The sequence below is a fragment of the Eubacterium sp. AF19-12LB genome, assembly GCF_003479125.1.
GTDB classification, from domain to species: domain Bacteria; phylum Bacillota; class Clostridia; order Lachnospirales; family Lachnospiraceae; genus Eubacterium_U; species Eubacterium_U album.
This window is the reverse complement of the sequence record NZ_QUGP01000004.1, coordinates 287,245-301,368: the sequence shown is the minus strand read 5'-3', so window position 1 is coordinate 301,368 and position 14,124 is coordinate 287,245. Positions and strand designations below refer to the sequence as shown.

Here is a 14,124-nt window from a genome sequence, read left to right as displayed (position 1 = left end):
TCAGAGGATGAAGAACTTCATCTTCTTATGGTTGATAACCATATTCCAGCAGGTGCAAAACTCTATTAAGATGATGTAAAGATGTACCGTTTTACCGAATAGACGGGATGTACTTCATTTGATAAAAAACTAAAAAAACAGCGATTTACATCAAACTTACATCAATTGATGCAGAAATCGGTGCAAGCAAGAAAAAATCGCATAATTAGTGCAATGAGTGGGCAATTCCAATCGGAGTTGCCCATTTTTAAAACAAACAGAAAATACAAATCGGAATTTGGAGGTAAAAAGCATGATGAAGCTCGATAATTTTATTAATATGATGACGGGACACTTTAATAACAAAGAGCAGTTTGATAATATGCAGAGAGAAGGGAAAACATATCCTTATGCAGAACACATTAATACAATCTGTAATGAGAAAATTTTAAACCTTCCTAAAGATTTTAATGGTAAATTTGTTGTTGAAGAAAGCTACTATGAGACAAATGGTAAACGCCATGCTTCCCCACATCTTTTCCTTATTACAGAGAAAGAAGACGGAATTGTGTTGTATTCTTATGAAATACCAGAAGGAGAAGATAAAAGTACGTTTTCATATGATTCTATGAAAAATGCTGACTACACTGAATTGAAAAAATCTGAAAAATTCACTCCGGCGCTCTATCATGAGAAAGATGGAATCTGGGAAGGAGGCAGTACAAGCCAGTTTTCACCGATAATGACATTTAAGCTTTGGGAAAAGTTTTCTGATAGTTGTCTGGAGGTATCTGAAAGCATGGAAGTTAATGGAAAGAAAACTTTTGGATATGATGAACCAATTATCTATAAGCGAGTATAATCCAAGAATGAAATATTGCGATAAATTCCAGTTTATAAAATTAAGAAAATGGAATTTAAGGAGGAGTATGTAAATGAAATTAGCAGATTTAGCAACAGGCTCTGATTGGATAGTGTGGATTGTCTTTGCGATATTTGTTGTACTTTCTATTATTTTACTTTCTGGACATGGAAGCTGGTTCATTTCTGGATATAATATAGCTTCAAATGAAGAAAAGGAAAAATATGATGAAAAGAAGTTATGCAGAACAATGGGAATTGGAATGTCTATTATAGCAATTCTTGCATTAACTATGGGCTTGTTTGAAAATATTTTGCCTGCATTTTTTGTATATATTGCATTGGGGATTATTTTGGTTGATGTCGTGGTAATTATCATTTTAGGAAACACACTATGCAGAAAGTAATAACTTCCAGTTTTTGAAACTGAGAAATCGGAATTTAAAAGGATGATGATATGATGGATAAATTAAAAAAGAACATGGTTTTCTACCTACTGTTGCTGATAGATTTTTATATCGTTCCTTGGTTTATAAAAGACACAGGAAGTGCAATGATTGTTATGTTAGTAATTATTCCTCTAATATGTTTAATAACCTCTGTTTTTTATGGGATTAGGAATGGTTTTAACTTCTGGTATATTTTGATTGTAGCAATAATGTTTGCGCCATCCATATTTATATTTTATAACTCAAGTGCATGGGTTTATGTAGTTGGATATGCTGTTATTGCATTATTGGGAAATTTAATAGCATTGCCATTAAGAAAAAGATAACTTCCAGTTTGTAGAATTCAAAAATTTAATATGAAATATGAGATAGAGCGTATGGAAATTAACTATACGTTCTATTTTTTGCCTTTTTTGAAAAAGTGATTAAAAAACTATTGACATTTTGTTACTGAAACAAAATAGTAATCATTCCTAATTTACATTGACATACTAACATGAAATATATATAATCCTTATTAAGAACAATTCCTAATAAGGAGAAATTATGAAAGTAAGAAGAAATACAATCCAAAAAGATTTAGTTTTAAGGGCTGTAAATGAAATGAAAAGACATGCAACTACAGAAGAAGTGTATGAATTCATTAAAAAAGAGCATCCGACAATTGGAAAAGGAACTGTTTATAGAAATTTAGGAATTTTAGTTGAAGAAGGAAAAATTAGAAAGGTTGAAGTTCCTGACGGACCGGATCGTTTTGATTTTACACTAAAGGATCATTATCATGTTAGATGTATTAAATGTGGTGATGTTTCTGATGTTGATATGGATGAGGTTAAAGATTTAACTGAGAAAATTAATAATGTTCATGGAATAAAGTTTCTGAGCCATGATATATTTTTTAAAGGAATTTGTTCGTTATGTTTAGAGAAAGAGGAGGATTGCGAGGAATAATTAAATACTATATAAATTAAGCTGTGAATTTTTTTATAGCAAAAGAAAACGATAAAAATAAAAAAGGTATTAGGAGAAAAATTATTATGAAAACTCAAATTGTTAATTCTAAAAAAGCAGTTATGATAGGATGTGGATTCGTAGGTTCAGCATCAGTATTTGCATTAATGCAGAGCGGATTATTTACAGAGATAGCTCTTATTGATGCAGATAAGGATAAAGCAGAGGGAGAGGCTATGGATATAAGTCATGGAATACCATTTGCCAGCCCGATGAGAATATATGCCGGTGATTATGACGATGTGGCAGATGCAGCTATTGTTATTATATCTGCAGGTGCAGGACAAAAGCCGGGAGAAACAAGAATTGACCTTGTAAATAAAAATGTTGCTATATTTAAGTCGATAATACCTGAAATAGCGAAAAGAAATTTTTCAGGAATATTGCTTATAGTGGCTAATCCTGTGGATATTTTAACTCAAGTGGCAATAAAGTTGTCAGGGCTTCCTGAAAACAGAGTAATTGGTTCAGGAACAGTCTTAGATAGCGCAAGATTAAGATATAAACTCGGCGAACATTTATCTGTAGACAGTCGAAGCGTTCATGCGTTTATCATAGGTGAACATGGTGATAGCGAGGTAGTAGCGTGGTCGTCAGCAAATGTTTCAGGAGTTCCTTTAAGTGAAATGTGCGAGATGAGAGGACACTATAAGCATAAGGAAAATACTGAAGAAATTGCAACAGAAGTAAAGAATAGTGCTTATGAAATAATAAATAAAAAACATGCTACATATTATGGAATAGCAATGTCTGTAAAACGAATATGTGAAGTTATTATGCGAGATGAAAAATCAATTATACCGGTATCACACATGATTCATGGTCAATATGAAATTGAAGGAGTTTCATTAAGTATGCCGGTTATTGTAGGTGCAGATGGTATTGAATCAGATGTACCAATAAATCTAAATGGAGAAGAGGCATTAAAACTTAAGGAGTCAGCTGATTCTTTAAAGAAAATAATAGATACGCTCGAATTATAAAAGTATGGTATTATAAAGTATACGATTTTAAATAAAGTATTAAAATTGGAGTGGAAAATATATGAAAAAAGTATCATATAAGTTGAAAATTATAATTACAATTATGATAGTATTTAGTTTAATAGTTTCATATGTAAATGTAATTCCTGCGGACAAAAAAATAGAAACAGTAGCTTACAAAAAAACACCGGTTGGAGCACATGGAAGATTAAATGTAAAAGGAACAAAATTAGTAGATCAATACGGAAAAGAAATTCAAATTCAAGGTGTTTCTACGCATGGAATTAATTGGGATGTTGGAGAACCTTATGTTAATTACAATTCATTTAAAATATTACGTGATAAATGGGGCGTAAATTGTATAAGAGTTGCAATGTATACAGAAGATTATAATGGTTATTGTGTTACAGATGATACTAATAGAAAGAAATTGCTTAAGACAATAGATTTGGCTGTTGGGAACGCAAAGAAGTTAGGAATGTATGTTATTATTGACTGGCATGTGCTGAATGACCAAAATCCATTAAAACATAAGGATGAAGCCAAACAATTTTTTAAAAAAATGGCGAAAAAATATGGGAAGAATAAAAATGTAATGTTTGAAATTTGTAATGAACCAAATGGAAATACAACATGGAATGATATTAAAAAATATGCTAATCCAATAATAAAAGTTATAAGAAAATATGCAAAGAAATCTATTATTATAGTAGGCACACCAACATGGAGTCAGGATGTGGATGTGGCATCAATGTCTCCAGTTAAAAATGGTAAAAATATCATGTATGCAATTCATTTTTATGCAGCAACACATCAGGATTACTATATGAATAAAGTAAAAAAAGCAATTTCAAATAAACTTCCTGTGATTTGTACAGAATTTAGTGGCTGTGAAGCCAATGGAAATGGAAACATAAATAAAAGTAGTCTTTATAAATGGTTAAATTACCTTAAAAGTAATGGAATAGGCTACTGTTGCTGGAGCTTAAGTAATAAGAATGAAAGTGCGTCATTGCTGAAAGCTGACTGTTATAAAAAATATGGATATACATATTCTGATTTATCAAAAATGGGAAAATTATTGGTTGAGTTTTATAAAAAATAAAGATAAAAAAACCTGTCATTTTACATTGTTAAAATGACAGGTTTTGCTTTATTTAAAATAATATTTTAAATGCTTTGTTTATAGTAACAAACTATTTAGTTTTTGCAGATTTTACATTAATCCATTTAGAATAACTAATTTTTCCATTAATGTAATTATAAGTACGAATGCGGATAAAATATTTCTTCTTGGATTTTAATTTTTTAATAGTAGTTTGCGAAATGTTTTTATTCTTTAGAAGAACTTTTTTCGTATTTTTCTTAAATTTTTTATTAGTTGCAACTTGGATTTCATATCCTTTTACATTTTTTACTTTATTCCATGTAATGGTAATGGATTTCTTAGCTGTTTTAATCCTGCTAATTTTTGTAGCTTTTGGTTTAACAACTTCGTTTGATGAGTTGTTAGAAGATGCTACAGTTTGTTTTGGTGATTCATTTGTCTTAGTAGTTTCTTTTGAGGAAAAACCATTGTTACCGGAATTTCCAGGGTTAACATTTGAATCAAATTTAGTAGTAGGTTGTTCAATATCAGTTACAGAAGGAATATCTGAACTAGTAGTTTCAACATCTGATACTTTAGTAGTAGTTTCGATATTCGATGTTTTAGTGGTAGTTTCAACATCCGATACTTTAGTAGTAGTTTCTGTGTCTGCCGATTTGGTAGTAGATTCAACTTCTGATGTTTCCGGTTCATCTGTAACTTTTAATACTTTAATCTGAGGACTCATATAATTAAGATCCGTATTATCACAGTTCTTGTGAATTCCAAAGAATTTTATAATATATTCCTCACCAGCTTTAAAAATGCATGGTGTAATATTTTCAACATTGTAGTTTGTTGAAACCAGTTCACCGTTATGATAAACATTATAATACGTTGAAATTCGGCAATTATCATCATGTGGTGTTACATTCATTTTCAAATTATAAGTGCCATTTGTTTCAGGAACAAACTTATAAAATTTATAGTAGCTCTTAGCATCATCTCTATAAAAACGAACCGTATCAGTCTGGTCTAATCCGATTGAGTTAAGATTATATTTAAAACGCTCTTTGTCATAAACAGAGAGTGTTAACGCTTTGCTTCTACCATCAATATTAAAATATACATAATTATAACCGGAGGACCAGTTGTCCGGGTTCTCTATTGTAAGAGGATATACTGTATATTTGTCAGGGGCATCTGTTGTATATGAATCAGAAGCCTCATCATATGTATATTTAACAACAGTTCCATCGGCATAAGTTACATCAACGCTGTTAATATAATCCGGTAGTGAATATTTGTAAGAACCTGAAATATTGTCAATGCCATCCACAAGCACAGGATCAAGTCCTGTCTGATTCAAACTAAAAGAACTGATAATGGCAGGGTTCTTAAAATTAAAAGTCATATTAACAGTTTCATCCGATGCTTCGCTGTCACTATGAATTAAATAACAGTCAAAAGTATATTTCGTACCCTTTTCAAGATTCAGATTTCTATATTCATACAAAGTCTTGCCATTAGCAAGTTTTGTTGTTTGATCAGGAAAGTCACGGTTAAGGGAATGATCAGTAGTATTAAAAGCTATAGTATCATTACAGGAATCAGAGTGGCTATCCACAGTTACAAATAAAGTATATGGTCCGTCCTCAGGTGGAGTAAAACTTAAAGAACGTCTTAAAGGTGCATTTGGCTTAAGCTTAAGGGTTGTATCTCCGAAAAACATAAAACGGTCAAGCTGGTCGTAAGTCTTAATAGTTACAGGAATTTCTTTTTCATAAGAACCTGCCCGAATAAGGAAAGTATTGTCGCTTCCAACAGTCCAATGATTTGTGCCCTGAGTGTCTACAGAGGTCAAATAATAACCGGTATAAGGACTGTAAGGGTCCTTTTCAGTAGTAGGATGAGAGTTGGCAGGAAATTCCATATCTCCATCATAGTAATGAATAGTATAAGACTTTATAAAACTCAAATAAGAATAATTATACTTAAAATAAGAGTGACCGAACTCATTAGTAATCATCTCTCCATTCTGATTTTCGATAAGATTAAATGGCTCATCAGGCTCATTTAAATCAATACCGGTATTGCCTTCCATTCTAACAAACTTAATTTTTGATTGGGCAGTGGAAGCATCCTTTGAAGAATAGCTTGTGCCATGGGAATAAAAATTAATAATATAAGGAGTACTACTATTAGGGCGCATTGATGAAAGAACACTGTTCATATAAACATCAGGAACGTTTAAATAATCCAGTTCGTCATTGTTTTCATTCTGAAAATATCTGACTCTGGCATTAAGTACATTATTACCATTGTCATCAGTATCCATAAGACAACCTAACTTATATTGATGATAATCTTTCGTTGGATCATAATAATAAGAAACATCATATTCACCGGTAAAGTTAAACTCATCGTCCTTTTTTATTTCCCTAACAATATCGGCAATAATCAAGACGCTTGAATTGGCATGAAGGGTAAACCTAACAGTGAAAACCTGTCCCTTTTTAAGCTGATAATAGTCAATTCGAGTTCTGTCTCCAATACGATAATCTCTTGCGTAAGGTTTAATCTCGTTGCCATCAGCATCCTTGGCAACGCTCAGATTATTAAAACCTTCTATAGTCTTGATTCTTACGGAATACAAGCCATCTTCAGTTGCAGTAAAGGTCATATCCTTATCATTAGGTGTATCACTTGCACTGAAAAAATCTTTTTCTCCAAATACATAATCGTCTGTGTAATCATCTGACTCTGCTTTAACTTTTGCAGTTGAAAATGAAATAGAAGTTAATACTAATAAAAATGTAAGTAATAAACATAATAATTTTTTCGATTTTTTCATATTCTTTATCCTTTCTCTTTTGTTCGATTTTATATTAACATATTGGTATTTATGGGGCAATTATGGTTTGAAAAATTACGTATTATATTATTTAAAAGATGGTTAGAATTGTGGGAATACGTAGCACGGAACAATTCGTAGGCATCAAAGTTTGGAAATTTTGACCTCTACATCTATTTAAAAGTAATTATAAGAACTACCTATATAATTACACTAAGATTTCAGATTTATAACCCCGGTATCTAAAAAAAATAACACCCATATAAAAAAACAACACCCTTATAAAAAAAAGAACATTATATATAAAAACGTTTCTTGATAAGATTAGATATGTATATGTTTATCTAGGAGGAAACAAAATGAACGAAGTTCAATTTTTATAAATGTTTCCGACGAATAGCCGCCGACCGAAGGACGGGGCAATACATATTATCTAGGGGAAACAAAATGAACAAAATTCATTTTTAATAAATGTTTCCGACGAATAGCCGCCGACCAAAGGGCGGGGGCAATACATATTATCCAGGAGGAAAAGATGAAAGGAAATTTTAAGAAAGGGATTTCAGTGGCACTAAGTTTAGCATTGACGGTCAGTTCATTTGCTTTGCCTGATACAGCAAAAAATGTTAATGCTGATAATTTGCCAACAACAAAGTTAGGAGTAGGAAGCATTGGAGCAGGTTCAAATGAACCGGATGCAGCAAAACTTCCAAGAACTTCAACACAGGGAAAATACAGATTTACAACAGATAACTATAACAATAAGCATCAGGCACTTGATACAAATGACTGGGCAAGTAACTGGTTGTGGGATTTAGAAGGAGATAGGGATACAGACTCTACAAATGCATTATCAGGAACAGCCTATGCACTTCCATTATGTTATTTAATGAAAAAAGACGGTTTGCGTGTGACAAAACCGGCAATGACAAGTAATAATACAAATGTAAGTGCTTATAACATTAAAGACAACGATACGTTGTGCGATTTTAAAATTTCACCTGATTGGACATGCACAAACAACAATATAGATGAAGTAACTGACTGGTCATATAAGGCAGTTACAACAAATCCACAAAATGCGGGTCAGAAGATGTATACAACAATGACTCAGGGAAGTCCATTCGCTTTTATCGAAATGGAAAATACAAACACAATTTATTTGGAAAAATTACGTGTAACATTTCCAAGTGAAATTATTTATGAGGATACATACAATGGCTCAAAAATGGTTGTATTCAGAACGAATGATATTACAAGTTCCGTAAATGGATATCCAAGTGCAACATACCAATATTATGCAGTATTTTTACCAGAAAATACAACTGTTACACATATGGGAACAACAGACAAAACAAACAATGATAAAATAGGAAAATTAAAATTCACATTCCCATCAAACAACAAAGCTTATATGTCTGTTGCATGGTTATGTGAGAGCAGAAATATTGATAACAACATGGGTATTAAATATGCAAAAGAATACAGACCTTATGCATTTAATATTATTACAAATACAACAGCAGACTATTCTTATAATGAAAGCACGGGAAATGTTCAGACAAAATATACATATTCATTTTCAAAGAAAGCAGAAAGTACTGCTGATGGAACAATAATGGGAATTTTACCACATCAGTATAAGAATATGAGCAATGTTACATATATGGATAATAAAGCCATTACTTTGAGAGGTTATATGAAGTTCATAAAGGGCTCATCATATACTACAAATATGACATACAACGGTATTATTCCATATATGCCAAGTCTTTCAAGTGATGATTCACAAGGAAGAGAAGAATTACAGAAATATGTAAATGACTTCGTTAATAAATACATGACAGGAGCAGGAAATTGGACTCTTGCAAATGATGAAGGAAATGAAACATATTATCATGGAAAGAAATTAAATCGTTCTGCACAGGTTGTTGCAGCTGCTAAAGCAGTTGGAGATGAAGGAAATGCACAGAAAGTATTAAACGGACTTGAAAAGAACTTAGAAGACTGGTTTACATATTCAGGAAATAGTGACAAGCATTACTTTACATATTTAGGAGAAGGTGTTGGAGCTCTATTAGGATTCCAGTCATCATTTAATTCAGTTGACCAGTTTAATGATCATCATTTCCATTATGGATATTTTATTGAATCTGCAGCAAGCGTAGGTTTATACGATAGGGAATGGTTAAATAATTATAAAGATGTAGTAAAGCAGTTAATTTATGATATAGCTTGTCCATATAGAAATAATAAAGAATGTGTTGCAGATTGTGGAAATGCATATCCATATTTAAGAAGTTTTTCACCTTATGAAGGACATTCATGGGCATCAGGATATGAAGATGAGAGAACAGGTAATAACCAGGAATCAACATCTGAAGCAATAAATGCGTGGGCAGGAATTATATTATTTGGAGAACTTACAAATAATACAAAGATTAGAGATTTAGGTATTTATCTTTATACAACAGAATCAGAGGCAGCTGATGAATATTGGTTTGATAAAGACGAAGAAACATACAAAATTGATTCAACTAAGTTTGATGCTCCTATGGCATCAATGGTTTGGGGTGGAAAAGTTGACTATAGTACATGGTTTGGTCAGCAGTACACACAGGGAATACAGATTTGCCCAATTAATTCATGGTCATTTTATTTAGGAAAAAATGCAAATAAAATAACAGGAAAAGATTACATTAAAAAATATTACAATGCAGATAAAACTTATAAAAATGCCAAAGGTGGAAGCACTGAACATTGGAATGATATGTGGGCTGAATATTATGCAATAGCAGATCCTGATTACGCAATGAACACAGTATGGACAAAAAATGCAATAAATGATGGTGAATCACAGGCACATACTTATCATTTTATAAGAGCATTGCAAGATTATGGTACACCTGATTTGACATTTAAATCAAATAGTCCGACAGCTTCCGTGTTTAACAAAAACGGTGTATATACATATGTAGCATACAATGCTTCAAATACAGCAAAAACGGTAACATTTACAAGTAAAAGCGGACAGACAGTATCAATAAAAGCATCACCTAACACAATGACGACAGTAAATGCAAATGAAGTTAATAAATCTTCATATGTTGTAGAATATTATGGAAAAGATTTAAATTCAAATAATTATTCATTGTTAGGAAGTGAAGTGAAATACGCAGATGCAGGAGCAAATGTAACTGCAACAGAAAAGAATTTTACAGGATTTAAATTTGATAATTCAAATTCAAATAATATTAAACAGGGAACAGTAAATGCAAATGGAAGTCTTGTATTAAAAATGTACTACAACAGAGAAACATATAGCATTTCTTATGATTTAGTAGGAGGAGTTAAAAATAATACAGGATTATATCCGACAAGCTATATTTATGGACAGCAGATAACACTTGATACACCTAAAAGGGATGGATATGATTTTGCAGGATGGTATAAGGAAAGTACATACAACACAAAAGTGGACGCTATTTCATCAAAGGTAAATGGAAACATCACTTTATATGCAAAATGGATTCCGGCAGGAACAATTTCTGTAAATGAAGATATGTACCTTACATTTGATGCAAATGTTAATGGAACATTTACTATAGTAGGTGATAAAAAATACAATGCAGTTAGTGTGCTTTATAAGGTGGTAAATACAGAAAGTGAAGCAAAAGAATTAGCAGAAAGTAAAGCAGAAGTAGGATTTGTTTCATGGGGAATGGAAGCAACAGATACAGGTTGGAGTCATACAAGAAGCTTAAAAGGTGATGAAGGAAAATATATTGTATTTTATTTTATAAGATACGATGAAAATGGTGGTTATAAATCGGAATATGGCTATGGAAAAATACAAGCAAATGGAGGCAATATAGAGACAACAAAGGCACCTGAAACTACGACAACTAAAGTAGCTGAGACAACAACAAAGGCACCTGAGACAACAACTAAGATATCTGAAACGACTACTAAGGTTTTAGAAACAACAAAACCTGCAGCAGGTGATTCGAAATACGAATCATTAAATTATAAGGATATTGCTAACAATAATAATGGTGAATTTGATAAGGGATTGTTGGGCTGTAAATACGCAGTAATTAGTGGAGAAATAAATGCATGTTTATTCCAAAATAAAGGCTTTAGTGAATTGTATATGGCAGTAGGTGGAATGGGAGCAGGAAACTTTAAAGCTACCATAAATGGCCGCAATGTGACAAAAACACAAGGCACAGGAGTATTTATGAATCCGGCATCAGATTTTCTTACATATAAATATAATGTAGTTGAGATATCATCAGATGACGGAACTGCCACAGTAATTATTTTAAATCCAAATAAAACAGGAACATACAATCAAACGACACCTGAAACAACGACAAAGAGTCAGGAAACAACAACAAAGGCCCCTGAAACAACGACAAAGAGTCAGGAAACAACAACAAAGGCACCTGAGACAACAACAAAGAAGCAGGAACAGACAACAAAGGCCCCTGAGACAACAACAAAGAAGCAGGAGCAGACAACAAAGGCCCCTGAGACAACAACAAAGAAGCAGGAACAGACAACAAAGGCCCCTGAAACTACGACAACTAAAGTAGCTGAGACAACAACAAAGGCACCTGAGACAACAACTAAGATATCTGAAACGACTACTAAGGTTTCAGAAACAACAAAACCTGCAGCAGGTGATTCGAAATACGAATCATTAAATTATAAGGATATTGCTAACAATAATAATGGTGAATTTGATAAAGGACTATTAGGTTGTAAATATGCATTGATTGAAGGTAAATTAAATGTGTGTCAGTTCCAAAATACAGGCTTTGGTGAATTATATATGGCAGTAGGTGGAATGGGAGCAGGAAACTTTAAAGCTACCATAAATGGCCGCAATGTGACAAAAACACAAGGCACAGGAGTATTTATAAATCCGGCATCAGATTATGTAACATATAAATATAATGTTGTTGAAATATCATCAGATGACGGAAAGGCTATAGTTATTATATTGAACCCAAATAAAACAGGAACATACAATCAAACGACACCTGAAACAACGACAAAGGCACCTGAGACAACAACAAAGAGTCAGGAAACAACAACAAAGGCACCTGAGACAACAACAAAGAAGCAGGAACAGACAACAAAAGCCCCTGAGACAACAACAAAGAAGCAGGAACAGACAACAAAGGCACCTGAAACAACAACAAAGAAGCAGGAACAGACAACAAAGGCACCTGAAACAACAAAGAGTCAGCAGACAGACAATAACAACACAATTACAACGGATGCAAAAAATACAACAACTGCTGGAAATAGTGAAGGCATAAACGGAACATCAGCAGAAAAAACTGCTTTAGGACGAGCTGCATTTTCAAAGAAAATTAAAAAGAAGTTATCATTAAAGAAGATTAAAGTGTCAATTAAAAAAGTTGAAAATGCAACAGGATATGAAGTAAGAGTTGCAACATCAAAGAAATTTAAGAAAACACTTTATAAAAAGTCATATAAGAAAGTTGCATTTACTTTAAAAAGTAAAAAACTTGCAAATAAGAAAAAACTTTATATTAAAGTAAGAGCTTATGTGTTAGATGGAACAAATAAAATATATGGCAAGTGGTCAAAAGTTAAAAAAGTTAAAATTAAATAATTTTTAATAAGATAAAGAATCTCCGGCATATTTGTGCCGGAGATTTTTAGAGTATAGAAAAAACTGAATAATGAGATACAATAAAAAGAAAATTGAAAGTGCCGGATGGGGAAGTGCCACATTTTATAAGAATTACATAGAATTAACAAGAAAAAAGGGCGTGATAAAGATAGCATATTATGTGTATGGAGAAGTTAGATTCCTCTCAATATATGATTATACGGAATTATCACCCCAAAAGATGAAACTTAGAACATCTAATAGAAGATTGAATTTCTCATTAGATTTAGTAAATTCAAAAGATAAATATTCTAAGGGAGTATATACATCAACAGCAAAAGTAAGTTCAGAATTATCATCTAATGAAGATATTAATTATGATAAATTTAGTAAATATGAAAAAATGCTTACGCAGAGAAAGTTAAGTATAAACTTTTTATTTTATAATGATACATTTACTGAGAGTAATATGCCTAAAAAGACAAAAAACAGTTGGTACAAATTAACTGATTTCTATGAAAATATTATTTTCTAAAACTTTTTAGGTAAATTTTCTGCTCATCAGTAATCCGATAACTTTCAACAGCTTTTTGAATAGTTTTTCGATGAACCCATGGTGAAAGTTTGCGTTGCTCAATATAAGGGATAACTGCGTTCCACTGTTTAGCAAGAGCGGTTGCCATATACCATGCAATCATCATATTTACATAATATTCTTCAGATTTTACATTTGAAACAAGTTCTACATATTCCGGTTTAAAATCATCATCTAAATAAAGACTCATTAAAGCACCGATTCCATAACGGATAGTATAGGTATCTGAAGAATTAATCCATTTTTTTATTTCCACAAGTAATTCATCTTTATGTTTTGAAAAACATTTTGGTAAAGGTAAATCACATGTAGCCCAATTATTGATATAAGGAATAAATAACTTTACCTGTTTTATGCATTCGTCATAATCTTTTATTCCGGAAATTATCATCATATGAAGATTATTTTCCTCGTAATATGTATGTGGCAAATCTTTAATAAAAGATTTTGAATCTTCAGTTTTTGCATATTCTTTAGCAAATTTTCTTAATATAGGAGTACGAATGCCAATAATATTTTCTTTATTATAGCCTGGTATAAGCTTGCTATGAAAATCTCTATATTTTAAATCCTGTAATTCAAATAATTGTTTTTGTAGTGTATTCATATAAATCTCCACTTGAAAATATAAAAAAGTTTTATTTAAATATTGCTA

At 31.8% G+C, this 14,124-nt stretch carries 10 protein-coding genes; 8 read left to right on the top strand and 2 right to left on the bottom strand.

Annotated elements, in window-relative coordinates; genetic code table 11:
* The first annotated feature begins 292 nt into the window (after positions 1-292).
* The 6 genes from DWX29_RS06040 to DWX29_RS06015 all read left to right on the top strand — a co-directional run bounded on the left by DWX29_RS06040 (position 293) and on the right by DWX29_RS06015 (position 4,388).
* The gene (locus tag DWX29_RS06040; protein ID WP_117908601.1) at positions 293-841 is read left to right on the top strand and encodes a hypothetical protein; all 549 of its coding nucleotides are present in this window, start codon (positions 293-295) and stop codon (positions 839-841) included.
* 73 nt (positions 842-914) lie between these two features.
* Positions 915-1,247, top strand: a complete 333-nt coding sequence (locus DWX29_RS06035; RefSeq protein WP_117908599.1) for a DUF3784 domain-containing protein — start codon at positions 915-917, stop codon at positions 1,245-1,247.
* Between the two features lie 50 nt (positions 1,248-1,297).
* The gene (locus DWX29_RS06030; RefSeq protein WP_117452273.1) at positions 1,298-1,615 is read left to right on the top strand and encodes a hypothetical protein; all 318 of its coding nucleotides are present in this window, start codon (positions 1,298-1,300) and stop codon (positions 1,613-1,615) included.
* Positions 1,616-1,835: 220 nt separating this feature from the next.
* Positions 1,836-2,240: a transcriptional repressor gene (locus DWX29_RS06025; protein ID WP_022089624.1), complete on the top strand. Its 405-nt coding sequence runs from the start codon at positions 1,836-1,838 to the stop codon at positions 2,238-2,240.
* An 86-nt stretch (positions 2,241-2,326) separates the two neighbouring features.
* Positions 2,327-3,283, top strand: a complete 957-nt coding sequence (locus DWX29_RS06020) for an L-lactate dehydrogenase (RefSeq protein WP_117908603.1) — start codon at positions 2,327-2,329, stop codon at positions 3,281-3,283.
* 61 nt (positions 3,284-3,344) lie between these two features.
* A complete protein-coding gene (locus DWX29_RS06015) occupies positions 3,345-4,388 on the top strand; it encodes a glycoside hydrolase family 5 protein (RefSeq protein ID WP_243002991.1) in 1,044 nt (347 codons plus the stop codon).
* Positions 4,389-4,479: 91 nt separating this feature from the next.
* Here the strand turns inward: DWX29_RS06015 and DWX29_RS06010 are convergent, their stop codons facing one another.
* Positions 4,480-7,224, bottom strand: a complete 2,745-nt coding sequence (locus DWX29_RS06010; RefSeq protein WP_118565405.1) for a hypothetical protein — start codon at positions 7,222-7,224, stop codon at positions 4,480-4,482.
* Between the two features lie 535 nt (positions 7,225-7,759).
* Here DWX29_RS06010 and DWX29_RS06005 point away from each other — a divergent pair.
* On the top strand, positions 7,760-12,874 hold the full coding sequence (locus tag DWX29_RS06005) for a glycosyl hydrolase (RefSeq protein WP_118565404.1): 5,115 nt from the start codon (positions 7,760-7,762) through the stop codon (positions 12,872-12,874).
* Positions 12,875-12,944: 70 nt separating this feature from the next.
* Positions 12,945-13,409: a hypothetical protein gene (locus DWX29_RS06000; protein ID WP_118565403.1), complete on the top strand. Its 465-nt coding sequence runs from the start codon at positions 12,945-12,947 to the stop codon at positions 13,407-13,409.
* Here DWX29_RS06000 and DWX29_RS05995 read toward each other — a convergent pair.
* A complete protein-coding gene (locus DWX29_RS05995) occupies positions 13,399-14,076 on the bottom strand; it encodes a DNA alkylation repair protein (RefSeq protein WP_118565402.1) in 678 nt (225 codons plus the stop codon). The genes DWX29_RS06000 and DWX29_RS05995 overlap by 11 nt on opposite strands.
* Positions 14,077-14,124: the final 48 nt, after the last annotated feature.

What these genes read in the sequence shown, in the direction of transcription:
- DWX29_RS06010 (WP_118565405.1), bottom strand. Translation starts at nt 7,224, where the DNA reads ATGAAAAAATCGAAAAAATTATTATGTTTATTACTTACATTTTTATTA.
- DWX29_RS06035 (WP_117908599.1), top strand. Translation starts at nt 915, where the DNA reads ATGAAATTAGCAGATTTAGCAACAGGCTCTGATTGGATAGTGTGGATT.
- DWX29_RS06000 (WP_118565403.1), top strand. Translation starts at nt 12,945, where the DNA reads ATGAGATACAATAAAAAGAAAATTGAAAGTGCCGGATGGGGAAGTGCC.
- DWX29_RS06030 (WP_117452273.1), top strand. Translation starts at nt 1,298, where the DNA reads ATGATGGATAAATTAAAAAAGAACATGGTTTTCTACCTACTGTTGCTG.
- DWX29_RS06040 (WP_117908601.1), top strand. Translation starts at nt 293, where the DNA reads ATGATGAAGCTCGATAATTTTATTAATATGATGACGGGACACTTTAAT.
- DWX29_RS05995 (WP_118565402.1), bottom strand. Translation starts at nt 14,076, where the DNA reads ATGAATACACTACAAAAACAATTATTTGAATTACAGGATTTAAAATAT.
- DWX29_RS06025 (WP_022089624.1), top strand. Translation starts at nt 1,836, where the DNA reads ATGAAAGTAAGAAGAAATACAATCCAAAAAGATTTAGTTTTAAGGGCT.
- DWX29_RS06005 (WP_118565404.1), top strand. Translation starts at nt 7,760, where the DNA reads ATGAAAGGAAATTTTAAGAAAGGGATTTCAGTGGCACTAAGTTTAGCA.
- DWX29_RS06020 (WP_117908603.1), top strand. Translation starts at nt 2,327, where the DNA reads ATGAAAACTCAAATTGTTAATTCTAAAAAAGCAGTTATGATAGGATGT.
- DWX29_RS06015 (WP_243002991.1), top strand. Translation starts at nt 3,345, where the DNA reads ATGAAAAAAGTATCATATAAGTTGAAAATTATAATTACAATTATGATA.